Genomic DNA, 15222 nt, shown 5'->3' on the forward strand with positions numbered 1-15222 from the left:
CACCCTACCCGGCGGTACCCGACCCGGGAACACCGGAGTTTCCGGGGGTAACGCGAGCGGTCGTACCACCGGCCGCCCAGCGCCTGCGCCACAGCACCAGCGGGACCGCGCCCGCGAGGCCCAGCGCGCCCGGGGCGGCGGCGCTCAGGTTCTGGTCGAAGGTGTCGGGAATCGGCAGCGTGTTCCAGCGAGTGGGCGGCCAGGCGACGACGATCGCACGGCCGACGACGTTGTCCACGGGGACGAAGCCGCCGTTCTTGTCCTCCTGGTGGTACCGGGAGTCCAGGGAGTTCTGGCGGTGGTCACCCATGACCCAGATTTTGCCCGTGGGTACCGTGACCTTGAACTGACCACCCTGGTCGTCGAGGCTGCACGGGGTGTTCCCCGCGTACACGTAAGGCTCGTCGAGCGCCTTGCCGTTGACCTTCAGCAGTCCCGTGCCGTTGCACTCGACGGTGTCGCCGCCGACGCCGATGACGCGCTTGATGAGGTCCTTCTCGTTGGCGGACGGCATCAGGCCGATCCAGCCGAGGACCCGCTGCACGGGGTTCGGTTCGACGGTCGGCTCGCCGGCCAGCCAGTCGGCGGGGTCGTGGAAGACGACGACCTCGCCGCGCTCGGGCTCGGAGCCGAACCACGGGGTCAGCTTGTCGACGAGGACCCGGTCGCCCTGCTCCAGCGTGTGCTGCATGGAGTCCGAGGGGATGGAGAACGCCTGCACCAGGAAGGTCTTGATCAGCAGCGCGAGCACCAGCGCGATACCGATGAGCAGCGGCAACTCCTTCCAGAAGGAGCGCTGCTTCCTGGGCTTGCGGCCGGGTTCGTCGACGTCCTGCGCGGTGTCGTCCCCGGAGTCACCCGAGTGCCCGGAGCCGCCGATGTCCGTCCCGGAGGACCCTGAGCCACCCGCCGGGAACCCTGGAGCCCCGGGGTCACTCGCGGCGGGGCCGGCGTCCCCGGCGGCCGGTGGAACCGGTTCCGCGGGGCGCTGTTCCTCGGGACCGTCCTGTCCGGACCGTGCGCCGACCGCCAAATCCCCCACATCCACTCCTCACTCCGTGCCGCCGCCTGCGCCGGATGCGACGCAGGCCCACCACTCCCATAACGAGCGGGAGTTCCGCAGGGGTCGGGAGCGGGATCGATCCGTACCGATCCGCGGAAGCCACCCTATGCGACTGGCCGAGGGCGGTGGCCGTCACACCCGGCACCGAGGAGAACGTGTCCGGCTCCTCCAGCTGGGTCCAGTGGCCGAACGGCCAGGCGATGACCATGGCCCGGCCCACGACCGAGTCCAGGGACACCGTGCCGCTGTAGGCCTCGGTGCGGTGGTAGCGGGAGTCCGCGGAGTTGGACCGGTGGTCGCCCATCACCCACAGGCGGCCCGCGGGGACCTTCACCTCGAAGGGGATCGACGACGGCTGGTTGCCGGGGTGGATGTACGTCGTCTCGTTGAGGGGCATGCCGTTGACCGTCACGCGGCCCTGGGTGTCGCAGCACTTGACGGTGTCGCCGCCGACGGCGACGACCCGTTTGATGAGGTCCTTCTCGTTGTCCGAGGGCAGCAGGCCGATGAAGGTGAGCGCCTGCTTGACCTGCTTGACGACGATCGGGTCCTCGCCCGTCTTGGCCGCCGGTTCGTCGTCGAGCCAGCCGCCGGGGTCCTTGAAGACGACCACGTCGCCGCGCTGGGGCTCGGAGCCGAACCAGGGGGTGAACTTGTCCACGAGGACGCGGTCGCCGATCTGGATCGTGTTCTCCATCGACCCGGACGGGATCACGAACGCCTGTACGAGGAAGGTCTTCAGGACCAGGGCTATCAGGACGGCGACGCCCACCAGCAGGGGTATCTCCTTGACGGCCGAGCGCCGCCTGCGCCGCTTGACCTTGCGCTGCAGCTTGCGCCGCTCGGCACGGCCCGGCCGCGCGGCGGCGCCGGACGCCCGGCGCGAACCGGTGGGCAGCAGCTGCTCGGCGGCGCTGACGGGCACACCGCGCGGCTTACCGCGGTTACCCATGGACACCGTCCGCGGCGGGCACGCGCGCGTACGCGTCCGGTCGGTCCAGGTGGGTCCAGTGGCCGCTGGGCCAGGCGATCCAGTCGGCCCGGCCGATCACCCTGCCCACGGGGACCATGCCACCGCCGGGCGAACCCAGGTGGTCCCGGGAGTCGCTGGAGTCGCTGCGGTGATCCCCCATGACGAACAGCCTGCCCTCGGGCACGACCACGTCGAAGGACACCGTGGACGGGCTGTCACCGGAGTAGAGGAACGTCGACTCGTCGACCGACCGGCCGTTCACCTCGATCCTCCCCTCCTTGTCGCAGCAGACCACGTGGTCTCTCCCCACACCCACAACGCGCTTGATGTAGTCGGCGTGCCCGAAGTAGCCGGTTCCGTCGAACACGACGACGTCACCACGCTGCGGCTCGGCACCAAAACGGTACGCCAACCTATTTACGAGAACGCGGTCCCCGATCCTCAATCCGCTCTCCATCGAGCGGCTGGGAATTTCGAACGGCTGGATGACGAACCTGCTGAAGAGGAGCAGAAAAAGCAGGCAGATCAGCACACTCAGGGTGATCCGTCCGCCCGGGAGCCACTCGGCCACCCGGGACACCAACGCGAAACGCGACCGGTCCTCCGGCCCCTCGGTGTCCGAGTTCTCCTCGGATCGAGCAGGGCGGGAGGAGCGGTCGCGCTCCGGCGGCTGTGTTTCGGTGTTCATCGGGGCAGGATGTTATCCGGCCTCGATGTGAGCCTTCTTTATATCGGGCTCGCCGAAAGCTCAGTTGTCGCGCTTCTCCTTGATCTTCGCGGCCTTGCCGCGCAGCTCACGGAGGTAGTACAGCTTCGCGCGACGCACGTCACCACGGGTGACCAGCTCGATCTTCTCGACGATCGGGGTGTGCACCGGGAAGGTGCGCTCCACGCCGACGGAGAACGAGACCTTGCGGACCGTGAAGGTCTCGCGGACACCGGCGCCCTGACGGCGGATGACAACGCCCTTGAACTGCTGCACACGGGAGCGGTTGCCCTCGATGACGCGGACGTGGACGTTGACGGTGTCACCCGGGCGGAAGGCCGGGATGTCGTCGCGCAGCGACGCGGCGTCGACGGAGTCGAGCAGGTGAGACATTTCGTCTGCTTTCTTCGTTGATGCCACAGGTCATCAACGGGAGCTTGGTTTACGGAAGAATGCTGTCCGTGCCGGGGCGGGCGTCGTGTCCCCCCGTGGCAGGGGCGCACGCCGGACGACGCACAACAGCGACCTATTCTTCCACGGCCTCCGGCCTGCGCCAAAATCGGCCGCCGGGGGCCGGCTGCCACCCCATGATCGAGAGCATCTCGCGGTCCTTCTTGTCGAAGACGGACGCGTCGGTCTGCTCGATCAGGTCGGGCCGGTTGGCCGCCGTGCGCCGCAGCGCCTCGTCCCGGCGCCAGCGCGCGATCTTGCCGTGGTGGCCGCTGAGCAGCACGTCCGGGATCTCCCGGCCGCGCCACTGGGGCGGCTTGGTGTAGATCGGCCCTTCCAGGAGGTTGGCCATGGCGCCCGGCGCGAACGAGTCGTCCCGGTGCGACTCGGCGTTGCCGAGGACCCCGGGCAGCAGCCGCGCGACGGCCTCCGTGATGACGAGTACGGCAGCCTCGCCGCCGGCGAGCACATAGTCGCCGATGGACACCTCGTACACGGGCATGCGGGTCGCGTACTCGTCGATGACCCGCCGGTCGATGCCCTCGTACCTCGCGGGCGTGAAGACCAGCCAGGGCCGCTCGGACAGTTCGACGGCGAGCGCCTGGGTGAAGGGGCGGCCACTGGGGGTGGGCACGACCAGCGCGGGCGCCCCGGAGCCGGTCTCGTAGCCGTCGGCCAGGACGTCGTCCAGGGCGTCGCCCCAGGGGTCGGTCTTCATGACCATGCCCGGGCCGCCGCCGTAGGGCGTGTCGTCGACCGTGTTGTGGCGGTCGTACGTCCAGTCCCGAAGATGATGCACGTGCACATTCAGCTGTCCACGCGCGCGTGCCTTGCCGACGAGCGAGACGTTCAGGGGTTCGAGGTACTCGGGGAAGATCGTGACGACGTCGAGGCGCATTACGACTCGTCTCGCGAGGACGCGATCTCTGCCTGGTCGTCGATCAGACCCGGCGGCGGGTCGATGACCGCCCGCTGCTCCTCCAGGTCGATCTCCACCACGATCTCCTCGACGAAGGGGATGTACACCTCGCTGCCGTCGGGGCGCTCCACGACGAACAGGTCCTGGGAGGGCAGGTGCGAGATCTCGGTGATGCGGCCGACCTCGGTGCCGTCCGTCAGGACCACGTCCAGGTCCATCAGCTGATGGTCGTAGTACTCGTCCTCCCCCTCGGGCAGTTCCTCGGGGTCGATGTCGGCGATCAGCAGGACGTTGCGCAGGGCCTCGGCGCCGGTCCGGTCGCGTACGCCCTCGAAGCGCAGCAGGAGCCGACCGCTGTGCACGCGGCCCGTCTCGATGGTCAGCGGGCCCGCCGTGGCGGGGTCGGTGGCCAGGACGGCGCCGGGCGGGAGCCTCAGCTCCGGCTCGTCGGTACGTACCTCGACGGTGACCTCGCCCTTGATGCCGTGGGCGCGGCCCACGCGCGCGACTACGAGCTGCACTTTCTGAAATCTCCTGTCGTACGACTACGGGCCGGGGACGGCCCAAGTGGCCCTCCCCGGCCCGAGCCGGTGCTGCGTGTGATCAGCGAACCTGGTCCACGTCGACGAGGTCGACCCGGACACCGCGTCCGCCGATGGCACCCACGACGGTGCGCAGGGCACGTGCGGTACGGCCGTTGCGGCCGATCACCTTGCCGAGGTCGTCGGGATGGACCCTGACCTCCAGAACGCGCCCGCGACGCAGGGTGCGCGAGGCCACCTGCACTTCGTCGGGGTTGTCGACGATGCCCTTCACGAGGTGCTCGAGAGCCTCCTCGAGCATGCTCAGGCCTCGGTCGACGTGGACTCGGCCGCGGCCTCGTCCTTCTTCTCAGCCTTCTTCTTCTGGGTGATGGCCTCACCCTTGCCCGTGTCGTCGCCGCCAAGGGCCTCGAACAGCGGACGCGCGGCCTTCGGAGCGGCCACGAGCAGCGGGGCCGGGGCGGGCAGACCCTTGAACTTCTGCCAGTCGCCGGTCAGCTTGAGGATGGCGAGAACCGGCTCGGTCGGCTGCGCGCCGACACCCAGCCAGTACTGCGCGCGGTCGGTGTCGACCTCGATGCGCGAGGGGTTCTGCACCGGGTGGTACAGGCCGATCTCCTCGATGGCCCGGCCGTCACGGCGGGTACGGGAGTCGGCGACGACGATGCGGTAGTGAGGCGAACGGATCTTGCCCAGACGCTTCAGCTTGATCTTGACTGCCACGGGAGTGGGTTCTCCTGGATTTGACGTGGTTGGGCACGGCGAGATTGCCGCGTGGGGTTGCGGTACCCGAGTGCCCGATGGACGCGTCAGCCGGAGGCGAGAGGGTTCCTGTGCGGCTGTCGAGTACAGCTGGCCATTCTGCCACACCCTGCGGGCCGCCTGCACCGGAGGGTACGTGGGCGCACGCCTCAGAGGCACCCGGCGTACGAGTGCCGTCCGGGCGCGTCGCGCAGCCCGGAGCTGTACGGGGTGCCGCCCCCGGCGGCACCCCGGCGAACATCTTCCCCACGTGTTCCTCCGGCACCCACGAGATGCCGGGCTCGATCACGCGACGGAGCGGAGCCTCACGCGGCGCCCGCGCCCACGATCTCGGGGATTCTGAACGGCTTGCCGCAGCCCCCGCACACGATCGGCGCCTGCGCCAGCACCGACGGGACGACGCGCACGTTGCGACCGCAGTCGCAGACGGCCTTCACGCGCACCCCGCCCCCGGAGGAGCCATGGCGCGCGGCCGGGCCGCGGAAGGCGCGGGTCGTGTCCGCGGAGGTGGCCACCGTGTGTGCCTTCAGCGCGCGCTGCAGCCGCTCCATGGTGGGGCGGTAGCGCCGCTTGGCCTCGGGGTTGAGCGTGACCAGCGAGAAGCCGCTGCTGGGATGCGGTTCCTCGGGGTGGTCCAGGCCCAGCTCCTCGGCGATCGCGAGGAATCTGCGGTTGTGGTAGCGGCCGGCCCGGGAGGTGTCGCGGACTCCGCGGGCGGCGGCGATGCCATGGACTGCCTCATGAAGCAGTCGCTCGAAGGAGAGGGCGTGCCCGCAGGCGGACGACGACTCTCCGATCAGGGACTCGGGCGCGGCAAGATCGGGCAGCTCGGGGTGGTACCGCTGAATGTCGGCCCACGCCTGCGCCAGTTCTGCGGCGAGAACAGGTGGTGTCTGTGTCGTGCTCACGTAATGACAACGAGCCTGAGTGCCGCTGTGTTCCGATTCCGGGCCATCCCAAATAATTTGCACGTACCCGTCAGTTGCCGCTGATGCGTCCGGACGAGGGCGGGTGCGCTGATCTGCGGAGAAGCCTCACAGCTCATACCAAGCCGGTGCGTAGCCCCACGTACGACCCGGCGTGTAGACGCCGTCCGCACGCCGGGGCACCTGGGGTCGTCGGGTGCGCAAGAGGCGTTTCGGTCGCTCTCGCCCCTACGTCAGTAAGCGCGCGCGACGACCGCGACGTTACCCGGTGCGTCGTCCGCGTCCGGCACCGACCCGTCCGCCGCGACCAGACACCGTACGGTCACCCCGTGCTCACCCAGCCTGGCCTCGCCCTCTTCGCCGAGCACCGCCCACGGAATCCGCGCCCAGCCGCCGGCCGTCGCCGCCTCGACGGCCTCCCCGAACGTCGACACCTCCGCCGTACGCGCCTCCCGCCGCTCGCGCGACTGGGCCAGCAGCAGCGCCTGGTCCTCTTCGAGGACAGCGGGCAGCAGTCGTACGAGGCTGTCGAGGGCCACCGGCTCCTTGCCGCCCGGGATGCGGCGGACGAGCATCGCCGTGCCGCTCTCCAGGTCACGGGGGCCGACCTCGACGCGCACGGGCACGCCCTTCAGCTCCCAGTCGACGGCGCGGCGGCCGAAGGGCACGTCCGTACGGTCGTCCACGCGCACGCGTACGCCCGCCGCCTTCAGCCGGTCGCCGAGTTCGCGGACCTTGGCCAGAACCGCCTCGTCGCCCTTCACCGCCACGATCACGGCCTGGATCGCGGCCAGCCGCGGCGGCACCCGCAGGCCGTCGTCGTCGCCGTGCGCCATCACCAGGGCGCCGATCATCCGGGTCGTCGAACCCCAGGACGTCTGCCAGACGAGTTCCTCCCGGCCCTCCTTCGACAGGAAGCGGGTGTTGAACGCCTTGGCGAAGTTCTGGCCCAGCTCATGACTGGTCGCCATCTGGAGCGCCTTGCCGTCGCCCATCATGCCTTCGAGGGTGAGTGTGTTGATCGCGCCCGCGAACCGCTCCTTGACCGTCTTGCGACCGGGAACCGTGTCCATCGCCAGGACGTTCACCATGAAGTCCTCGTAGACCTCCCGGTGGATGTGCGCGGCGAACTCCCGGGCGTCCTCCCGGGACGCGTGCGCGGTGTGCCCCTCCTGCCACAGGAACTCCGTCGTGCGCAGGAACAGCCGGGGGCGCAGCTCCCAGCGCACCACGTTCGCCCACTGGTTGATCAGCAGGGGCAGGTCGCGGTAGCTCTGCACCCACTTCGAGAAGTAGTCGTTGACGATCATCTCGGAGGTGGGACGCACCACCACGGGCTCGTCGAGATCCTTGCCGCCGCCGTGCGTGACCACGGCAAGCTCCGGCGCGAACCCCTCGACGTGCTCGGCCTCCTTGGTGAAGTACGACTGCGGGATCAGCAGCGGGAAGTAGGCGTTCTGCGCGCCCGTCTCCTTGATCCGCGCGTCCATCTCGGCCTGCATCCGCTCCCACAGGCCGTAGCCGTACGGCCGGATGACCATGCTGCCCCGCACCGGGCCGTTGTCGGCCAACTCCGCCTTGCCGACCAGATCCTGGTACCAGCGGGGGAAGTCAATTGCCTGCGGCGTGAGTACGGGTGCCTTTGCCATGACGCGATGCTACGGGCCCACGTTGCCGGCATGTGAATTCTTTTCGTGAGCACAGCCGGCGCACAACCTCGGCTCCACAACCCCTGGACGGCAGGACGGGTGCGGAGTTTCCTGGCATACGGGGGAAGTGCGAGCGCACTGCACGGGGGCCACCACATCGATCACAGCGGCAACTCTCGGCGGATTGGGGCGCTTTCGATGACACCTACGCTCGTGCGGCAGCACCAGCCTCATACGGGTCCGGCGACCCGCGTGGACCTGTGCGCACGCGCGCGTGACTGGTCGGAGATCCAGGAGCGCATGCTCGTACCGCTCTACGAGACCGTCTACGAACGGCTCGAAGTGGGCACCGGCACCCGGCTCCTCGGCCTCGGCTGCGGCGCGGGCCTGGCCCTGTTGATGGCCGCCTCCAGAGGCGCCGCCGTCACCGGCGTCGAGGCCGCATCACCGGAACGGCTGAGCCTCGCCCGGGAGCGTTTACTGCCGGAACCGCCGGGCACACACGCGCGTGCCGACACCCGGCTCCTGTCGCGCCTCCCCGGGGGACCCGGCGAGGCGGACACTCCCCCGTACAACCTGGTGACCGCCTTCGAGCCGATCGGCTCACCGGCGGGCGCCGAAGAGGGCCTCGCCGGGACACTCGCGGCGGCCGTACCGCAGGTCGGCCGGGGCACCCCGGTGGTGCTCGCGGGCTGGGGCCCACCGGAGCGCTGCGCCACGTCGGCCGCCCTGCGCGTCGCGACCCGCCTCGCGGAACCCCTGCGCGTCCCGGGCAGCCGCTGGCGCCCCGCCCTCCGCGACGACCTGGAGGAGGTCGCCCAGCGGGCCGGCCTGCGCCCGGACGGCTCGGGGCGGGTCGCCTGCCCGTTCGGCTACGCGGACCTGGGCAGCGCCGTACGCGGACTGCTGTCGACGGGGATCTTCGACGCGGCGATCACCGCGGCCGGCCAGGAACAGGTCGACAAGGAACTGGCGGAGGCCCTGCACCCGCACCAGCGGCGGGACGGGACGATCTGGATGCCGAACGTCTTCCGGTACCTCATCGCCCGCACGGCGTGAACCGGCTCAGTCGCCCTTGCCCAGACGCGCGATCCCGGCGACCCGGTACGCCTCGGGCACGGGCACGGCACGCACAGAAAGCGCGACGGCGCCCCTCCGGAGAGGGGCGCCCTGAACGACGTACGGATATTCGGTGATCAGCTCATCGGGTTCTCACATGAACTTCTTGAACTCGTCCGGCAGCTCGAAGTCCTGGCCGCCCTGCTGACCCGGCAGACCGAACGCGCCGCCCGGAGCCCCCTGGGCACCGGCGGCCCTGCGCGCGGCCTCCTCCTGCTCCTGCTGCTTGCGCTTCATCGGGTTGCCGGAGCGCTGCTTGCCCTTGGCCTGCTTGGGCTGCTTCTTCGACCGACCCGGGCCGCCACCCATGCCCGGCATCCCGGGCATCCCCGGCATGCCACCGCCCTGGGCCATGCGGGACATCATCTTGCGGGCCTCGAAGAACCGCTCGACCAGGCCCTTGACCGCGCTGACGTCGACACCGGAGCCCTTGGCGATACGGGCGCGGCGCGAGCCGTTGATGATCGTCGCGTCCTGGCGCTCGGCGGGCGTCATCGACTTGATGATGGCCGCCGTGCGGTCGACGTCGCGCTCGTCGAGGTTGTTGATCTGGTCCTTGATCTGCCCCATGCCGGGCAGCATGCCGAGGAGCTTGGAGATCGACCCCATTTTCCTGACCTGCTCCATCTGGGCCAGGAAGTCGTCCAGGGTGAAGTCCTGGCCCTTCTTGGACGCCAGCTTGGAGGCCATGGCCTCCGCTTCTTCCTGGCTGAACGTCTTCTCCGCCTGCTCGATCAGGGTGAGGAGGTCACCCATGTCGAGGATGCGGGAGGCCATCCGGTCAGGATGGAACGCGTCGAAGTCGTCGAGCTTCTCGCCGTTCGACGCGAACATGATCGGCTTGCCGGTCACCGAGGCGATGGAGAGCGCGGCACCACCGCGGGCGTCACCGTCGAGCTTCGACAGGACGACACCGTCGAAGCCGACACCGTCCCGGAAGGCCTCGGCCGTGTTGACCGCGTCCTGGCCGATCATCGCGTCGACGACGAAGAGGATCTCGTCCGGGCTCACGGCATCCCGGATGTCCGCGGCCTGCTGCATCAGCTCGGCGTCGATACCGAGGCGGCCTGCGGTGTCCACGATCACGATGTCGTGGACCTTGGTCCTCGCGAACTCCATGGAGTCCTTGGCGACCTTGACCGGGTCCCCGACCCCGTTGCCCGGCTCGGGCGCGTAGACCGCGACCCCGGCCCGCTCGGCGACGACGCTCAGCTGGTTGACGGCGTTGGGGCGCTGGAGGTCGGCGGCGACGAGGAGGGGCGAGTGTCCCTGGTCCTTGAGCCACTTGCCGAGCTTGCCCGCGAGAGTCGTCTTACCGGCACCCTGGAGACCGGCCAGCATGATGACGGTCGGGGGGTTCTTGGCGAAGCGGAGGCGGCGGGTTTCGCCGCCGAGGATGGTCACCAACTCGTCATTGACGATCTTGAGGACCTGCTGGCTCGGGTTGAGGGCCTTGGAGACCTCAGCCCCGAGCGACCTCTCCTTGACGTTCTTGATGAACGTCCGCACGACCGGCAGGGCCACGTCCGCTTCGAGGAGCGCGATACGGATCTCGCGGGCCGTCGCGTCGATGTCCGCCTCGGAAAGCCGGCCCTTGCCCCGGAGCGTTTTGAAGGTGGCTTGGAGGCGATCGGAGAGAGTATCGAACACGGCGGCGTCGGTCCTCGGAGTAGGGGGCAGAGTGGGCTGTTCTCCAGGGTATCGGGCCCTGCAAGCAATTCGTCCCCGCCCGCTGATTCAGCGGGCGGGGACAGGAACACGTCCGGGCGCTCACGCCCGCAGCGTCTCCTCCAGCTTCCGGGCCACCGCGGACGCCTCGCCCCCCGGCAGGGGCGCACCCTCGCTGCCGGTGACGTAAAAAGCGTCCACCGCATTCGACCCCAGCGTGCTCACATGCATACTCCGCACCCGAACCCCCGCATCGTCCAGCGCCCGCCCGATCCGATGCAGCAACCCCGGAGCATCCTGCGCGCGCACCTCGATCACCGTGGCCAGCCGCGAAGCCGTCGGATGTACGGTCACCCGGGCCGGCGGCGCCACCACGCCCCGCCTCCGTGGATACGCCGCGTCGCGCTCCGCCAGGCGGCCCGCGATGTCCAGGGAGCCGTCGAGCGCCCGTACGAGGTCGGCGCGCAGGCGGGCCGCCTGGGGCAGGGAGCCGTACTCCGCCGCTACCCGCCAGTCCAGGAGCAGGACCGCGCCCTCGACGCCGTCGGGGAGGTCCAGTGCGCGGAGTTCCGCCGTGCGGACGGTCAGGCGGTGCATCGCCAGCACGCCGGCCACCGCGGGCAGGACGCCCGGCTGGTCGGGTACGGCGATCAGCAGTTCCACGCCCAGGGGTTCGGGGTCGCCCGAGGGTTCCTCCTCCGTTGCCGCCTCCGCCGGGGACTCCGTCTGGGCGCGCAGTGACAGCACCGGGCCGCCCGTGCGGAAGGCCTCGATGGCGAGGCGTTCCTGTTCGGCGGTGGGGGCGGCTGCCTCGGGCTCCTCGGGGGCGTCCCCGGCGAGGACGGCTGCGACGCGCTTGACCAGGTCGGCGACGAGCGATCCGCGCCAGGTCGACCAGGCGGCCGGGCCGGTGGCAAGGGCGTCGGACTCGGTGAGCGCGTGGAGGAGTTCCAGGGTGCTCTGCGAGCCGACCGCCTCGGCGACCGAGCGCACGGTGGCCGGGTCCTCCAGGTCGCGCCGGGTGGCGGTGTCGATGAGGAGGAGGTGGTGCCGTACGAGTGTCGCCAGTACCGCCACGTCCGCGCGGTCGAAGCCGATGCGGGCTGCGACGTCCTTGGCGATGATCTCCCCGGCGACGGAGTGGTCGCCCGGCCAGCCCTTGCCGATGTCGTGGAGGAGCGCGGAGACGAGGAGGAGGTCGGGGCGGCTGACCCGGCGGGTGAACTCGGAGGCCCTCACCGCTGTTTCGATCAGGTGGCGGTCGACCGTCCAGATGTGGACGGCGTTGCGCTGCGGGCGGCAGCGGACGCGCTCCCAGTCGGGGAGGAGGTGGGTGATCAGGCCCTCGGCCTCCAGCGCCTCCCAGACCTCGATGGTCGGGCGGCCGGAGCCGAGCAGCGTGACCAGTTGTTCGCGGGCCTCTGCCGGCCAGGGGGTCGGCAGCGGGCGGGCCGCCACCGCCATGCGGCGCACCGCGTGCAGGGAGAGCGGGAGGCCCGCCTGGGCTGCTGCGGCGGCTGCGCGGAGCGGGAGGACGGGGTCGCGGTCGGGACGGGCGGCGCGGGCGAGCACCACCTCGCCGTCCTGTTCGACGACGCCCTCGGCGAGGGGGGAACGTTCCGCCACCGGCTTGCCGCCGCCCAGCATGGCGCGCAGGCGCGGGCGTACGGCGCGTGATCTCAGCACGCGCCCCACCTCGCGCCAGGTGACGTCACTGGCGTACGAGACGACGCGGGCGGCCTCGTACACCTGGCGGAGAAGGGTGTCGGCGTCGAGGAGGCCGAGTTCCGCCGCCACCTGGTCCTGCTCCTGGAGGGCGAGGCGGTCGGTGGCGCGGCCCGTCGTCAGGTGGAGGGCGTCGCGGACGTCGAGGAGGCGTCGGCGGGCGTCGGCGAGGCCCTCGCGCGGGGCGTCGGCGAGCCAGGAGGCCGCGACGGCGCGCAGGGCGGTGGCGTCGCGGAGGCCGCCGCGGGCCTCCTTGAGGTCGGGTTCGAGGAGGTACTGCAGCTCGCCCTGGCGTTCGGCCCGTTCGGCGCAGAGTTCCTGGAGTTCGGGGAGGCGTTTGGGGGCCTGGTTGCGCCAGTCGGCGAGGACGGCGGTGCGCAGTCCTGCCGTGAGGCCGAGATCGCCGGCCAGGTGGCGGGCGTCCAGCAGGCCCAGCTGCACCTTGAGGTCGTCGCCGGAGACCTTGCGGGCCTCGGCGGGGGTGCGGACGGAGTGGTCGAGGGCGAGGCCCAGGTCCCAGACGGGGTACCAGAGGCGGTCCGCGAGGGCGGCGACCCCGGCGGAGTCGCCGCCGTCGTGGAGGAGGAGCAGGTCGAGGTCGCTGCGCGGGGAGAGTTCGCCCCGGCCGTAGCCGCCGACGGCGACCAGGGAGACCCCGCGGAGTCCTTGCAGGCCTTCGGCAGCCGCCGTGAACAGGCCGGCCAGCCAGTCGTCGGTCAGTTCGGCGAGGGCCGCACGGCGCGGCGGCCCGGACCGCGTCCCCTCGGTGAGGAGACGCAGCCGGGCCGCCGCATAGCCGCTGGGTCCGGAGTCCTCTGCATCCTTACGCACGTTCGTACTCGTCACCCAGCGACTCCTGTTCTTCTTTCCTGCCTCAGAGCGCGTCCGGGCCGCGCTCGCCGGTCCGGACCCGGACGGCCGTGTCGACCGGGACGGACCAGACCTTGCCGTCACCGATCTTGCCGGTCCGGGCCGCCTTGACGATGACGTCGATCAGACCCTCGGCGTCGTCGTCCTCGGCGAGGACCTCGATACGGATCTTGGGTACCAGGTCGACCGTGTACTCGGCGCCGCGGTAGACCTCGGTGTGGCCCCGCTGACGACCGTAGCCGCTCGCCTCGGTGACCGTCAGGCCGTGGACCCCGAAGGCCTGGAGGGCCTCCTTGATCTCGTCGAGCCGGTGGGGCTTCACAACGGCGGTGATGAGCTTCATGCGTCCACCTTCTTGCTCTCGCCACCGACGGCCGCCGTGACGGACGTACGGGCCGCGCCGCCACCGGCGCCGCTGAAGTCGTATGCGGTCTCGGCGTGCTCGGCCTGGTCGATGCCGGCGATCTCGTCGTCCTCGGAGACGCGCATACCGATCGTCTTGTCGAGGAGGAAGGCGAGGACCGCGGAGACGACGAGGGAGTAGCCGAGGACCGCGAAGACGCCGGCGCACTGCTTCCAGAACTGGTCGAGGCCGCCGCCGTAGAAGAGGCCCTGGACGTCGGACTGGCCCTTGCCGCTGGCGAAGAAGCCGATCAGCAGGGAGCCGACGACACCGCCGACGAGGTGGACACCGACGACGTCGAGCGAGTCGTCGTAGCCGAACTTGTACTTGAGGCCGACCGCCATGGCGCAGAGCAGACCGGCGATGACGCCGACCGCGATGGCACCGATCGGGGAGACCGCGCCGCCCGAGGGGGTGATGGCGACCAGACCGGCGACCGCGCCGGAGGCGGCGCCCAGGGTGGTGAAGGCGCCGTGGCGGATCTTCTCGTAGGCGAGCCAGGCGAGCATGGCGGCGGCGGTGGCGACCTGCGTGTTGACGAACATCAGCGAGCCGACGCCGTCGTCGTTGCCCAGCCACGAGCCGGCGTTGAAGCCGAACCAGCCGAACCACAGGAGGCCGGCGCCGAGCATGACCAGCGGGAGGCTGTGCGGGCGCATCGGGTCCTTCTTGAAGCCGACCCGCTTGCCGATGACCAGGATCACGCCGAGCGCCGCGGCACCCGCGTTGATGTGGACCGCCGTACCACCGGCGAAGTCGATGACGCCGAGCTCGAAGGCCCAGCCGCCGGCGCCCCATACCCAGTGGGCGACGGGGAAGTACACGATCGTGGCCCAGAGGGCGACGAACAGCGCCCAGGCGGTGAACTTGACGCGGTCCGCGAGGGCACCGCTGATCAGGGCGGGCGTGATGATGGCGAACATCATCTGGAAGACCATGAAGGCCAGGATCGGGATGGTGTAGCCGTCCCAGAGGTCGGCGGTGCCGATGTCACTGAGGCCGACCCAGCCCGAGTTCCAGCCGATGAGGCTGCCCTTGTCGGTGCCGAACGCGAGGGAGAAGCCGTACAGCACCCACAGGATGGTGACGATGCCGATGCTGATGAAACTCATCATCAGCATGTTCAAAGTGCTCTTGACCCGGACCATGCCTCCGTAGAAGAAGGCGAGTCCGGGGGTCATGAGCAGCACCAGGGCCGAACAGATCAGCATGAACCCGGTGTTGGCGGCAGACAGCGTGGGCGCGTCTGCGGCTAGCGTGATGGCGGCTGATGCCATCGGCGTCTCCTCGTCATTGGTACGGCCCCGTGCGGGCGAAGCCTGAGCGGATTGAGGGGTGGGCCGGTTATGGGCCAGAGATTGGCGCAGCGCCGTTTCGGTGGACGCCCCTCGATGTTTCGCCGCAGTGACGAAGGTGCCTTGCGTGTTACGGATCGATGAACTGGCAG

15 protein-coding genes are annotated in these 15222 nt (G+C 70.2%); 1 reads left to right on the forward strand and 14 read right to left on the reverse strand.

The window, feature by feature from the left end; all coding sequences use genetic code 11:
• Nucleotides 1-4: 4 nt before the first annotated feature.
• The 10 genes from lepB (CW359_RS32340) to proS form a co-directional block, all read right to left on the reverse strand.
• Nucleotides 5-1042 (reverse strand): signal peptidase I, encoded by a 1038-nt coding sequence (lepB, locus tag CW359_RS32340; protein ID WP_232838709.1) that lies wholly within the window; start codon nucleotides 1040-1042, stop codon nucleotides 5-7.
• On the reverse strand, nucleotides 933-2015 hold the full coding sequence (lepB, locus tag CW359_RS32345; protein ID WP_105973755.1) for a signal peptidase I: 1083 nt from the start codon (nucleotides 2013-2015) through the stop codon (nucleotides 933-935). The genes lepB (CW359_RS32340) and lepB (CW359_RS32345) overlap by 110 nt, the downstream gene beginning before the upstream one ends.
• Complete coding sequence (lepB, locus tag CW359_RS32350) at nucleotides 2008-2724, reverse strand: signal peptidase I (RefSeq protein WP_105973756.1); 717 nt, start codon at nucleotides 2722-2724, stop codon at nucleotides 2008-2010. The genes lepB (CW359_RS32345) and lepB (CW359_RS32350) overlap by 8 nt, the downstream gene beginning before the upstream one ends.
• A gap of 60 nt (nucleotides 2725-2784) precedes the next feature.
• Nucleotides 2785-3135, reverse strand: a complete 351-nt coding sequence (gene rplS / locus CW359_RS32355) for a 50S ribosomal protein L19 (RefSeq protein ID WP_105973757.1) — start codon at nucleotides 3133-3135, stop codon at nucleotides 2785-2787.
• Nucleotides 3136-3268: 133 nt separating this feature from the next.
• Entirely contained in the window at nucleotides 3269-4090 is an 822-nt protein-coding gene (gene trmD, locus CW359_RS32360; RefSeq protein ID WP_105973758.1) for a tRNA (guanosine(37)-N1)-methyltransferase TrmD, read from the reverse strand.
• Nucleotides 4090-4632: a ribosome maturation factor RimM gene (gene rimM / locus CW359_RS32365; RefSeq protein WP_105973759.1), complete on the reverse strand. Its 543-nt coding sequence runs from the start codon at nucleotides 4630-4632 to the stop codon at nucleotides 4090-4092. The genes trmD and rimM overlap by 1 nt, the downstream gene beginning before the upstream one ends.
• Nucleotides 4633-4714: 82 nt before the next feature.
• Nucleotides 4715-4954 carry an RNA-binding protein gene (locus CW359_RS32370; protein WP_105973760.1) on the reverse strand — a complete coding sequence of 80 codons (240 nt, stop codon included), beginning with the start codon at nucleotides 4952-4954 and terminating at the stop codon, nucleotides 4715-4717.
• A gap of 2 nt (nucleotides 4955-4956) precedes the next feature.
• Nucleotides 4957-5376 (reverse strand): 30S ribosomal protein S16, encoded by a 420-nt coding sequence (gene rpsP / locus CW359_RS32375; protein ID WP_105973761.1) that lies wholly within the window; start codon nucleotides 5374-5376, stop codon nucleotides 4957-4959.
• 344 nt (nucleotides 5377-5720) lie between these two features.
• The gene (locus CW359_RS32380; RefSeq protein ID WP_105973762.1) at nucleotides 5721-6323 is read right to left on the reverse strand and encodes a hypothetical protein; all 603 of its coding nucleotides are present in this window, start codon (nucleotides 6321-6323) and stop codon (nucleotides 5721-5723) included.
• 251 nt (nucleotides 6324-6574) lie between these two features.
• Nucleotides 6575-7990, reverse strand: coding sequence for a proline--tRNA ligase (gene proS / locus CW359_RS32385; protein WP_105973763.1), 1416 nt, complete (start codon nucleotides 7988-7990; stop codon nucleotides 6575-6577).
• A 198-nt stretch (nucleotides 7991-8188) separates the two neighbouring features.
• Here proS and CW359_RS32390 point away from each other — a divergent pair, with 198 nt between their 5' ends.
• The gene (locus CW359_RS32390) at nucleotides 8189-9049 is read left to right on the forward strand and encodes an SAM-dependent methyltransferase (RefSeq protein WP_105973764.1); all 861 of its coding nucleotides are present in this window, start codon (nucleotides 8189-8191) and stop codon (nucleotides 9047-9049) included.
• A gap of 153 nt (nucleotides 9050-9202) precedes the next feature.
• On the opposite strand, the gene ffh is transcribed toward CW359_RS32390, so the two are convergent.
• The 4 genes from ffh to CW359_RS32410 all read right to left on the reverse strand — a co-directional run bounded on the left by ffh (nucleotide 9203) and on the right by CW359_RS32410 (nucleotide 15052).
• Nucleotides 9203-10759 carry a signal recognition particle protein gene (gene ffh / locus CW359_RS32395; RefSeq protein ID WP_105973765.1) on the reverse strand — a complete coding sequence of 519 codons (1557 nt, stop codon included), beginning with the start codon at nucleotides 10757-10759 and terminating at the stop codon, nucleotides 9203-9205.
• A 120-nt stretch (nucleotides 10760-10879) separates the two neighbouring features.
• The gene (locus CW359_RS32400; RefSeq protein WP_105973766.1) at nucleotides 10880-13348 is read right to left on the reverse strand and encodes a [protein-PII] uridylyltransferase; all 2469 of its coding nucleotides are present in this window, start codon (nucleotides 13346-13348) and stop codon (nucleotides 10880-10882) included.
• A gap of 28 nt (nucleotides 13349-13376) precedes the next feature.
• Nucleotides 13377-13715 (reverse strand): P-II family nitrogen regulator, encoded by a 339-nt coding sequence (locus CW359_RS32405; RefSeq protein ID WP_105973767.1) that lies wholly within the window; start codon nucleotides 13713-13715, stop codon nucleotides 13377-13379.
• Nucleotides 13712-15052, reverse strand: coding sequence for an ammonium transporter (locus CW359_RS32410; protein WP_105973768.1), 1341 nt, complete (start codon nucleotides 15050-15052; stop codon nucleotides 13712-13714). The genes CW359_RS32405 and CW359_RS32410 overlap by 4 nt, the downstream gene beginning before the upstream one ends.
• Nucleotides 15053-15222: the final 170 nt, after the last annotated feature.

The organism is Streptomyces geranii (assembly GCF_002954775.1).
Taxonomy (GTDB): domain Bacteria; phylum Actinomycetota; class Actinomycetes; order Streptomycetales; family Streptomycetaceae; genus Streptomyces; species Streptomyces geranii.

Excerpts from the sequence above, each read along its gene's own strand:
- lepB (WP_105973755.1), bottom strand. The coding sequence starts at position 2,015 with ATGGGTAACCGCGGTAAGCCGCGCGGTGTGCCCGTCAGCGCCGCCGAG.
- lepB (WP_105973756.1), bottom strand. The coding sequence starts at position 2,724 with ATGAACACCGAAACACAGCCGCCGGAGCGCGACCGCTCCTCCCGCCCT.
- rplS (WP_105973757.1), bottom strand. The coding sequence starts at position 3,135 with ATGTCTCACCTGCTCGACTCCGTCGACGCCGCGTCGCTGCGCGACGAC.
- trmD (WP_105973758.1), bottom strand. The coding sequence starts at position 4,090 with ATGCGCCTCGACGTCGTCACGATCTTCCCCGAGTACCTCGAACCCCTG.
- CW359_RS32370 (WP_105973760.1), bottom strand. The coding sequence starts at position 4,954 with ATGCTCGAGGAGGCTCTCGAGCACCTCGTGAAGGGCATCGTCGACAAC.
- proS (WP_105973763.1), bottom strand. The coding sequence starts at position 7,990 with ATGGCAAAGGCACCCGTACTCACGCCGCAGGCAATTGACTTCCCCCGC.
- CW359_RS32390 (WP_105973764.1), top strand. The coding sequence starts at position 8,189 with ATGACACCTACGCTCGTGCGGCAGCACCAGCCTCATACGGGTCCGGCG.
- CW359_RS32405 (WP_105973767.1), bottom strand. The coding sequence starts at position 13,715 with ATGAAGCTCATCACCGCCGTTGTGAAGCCCCACCGGCTCGACGAGATC.
- CW359_RS32410 (WP_105973768.1), bottom strand. The coding sequence starts at position 15,052 with ATGGCATCAGCCGCCATCACGCTAGCCGCAGACGCGCCCACGCTGTCT.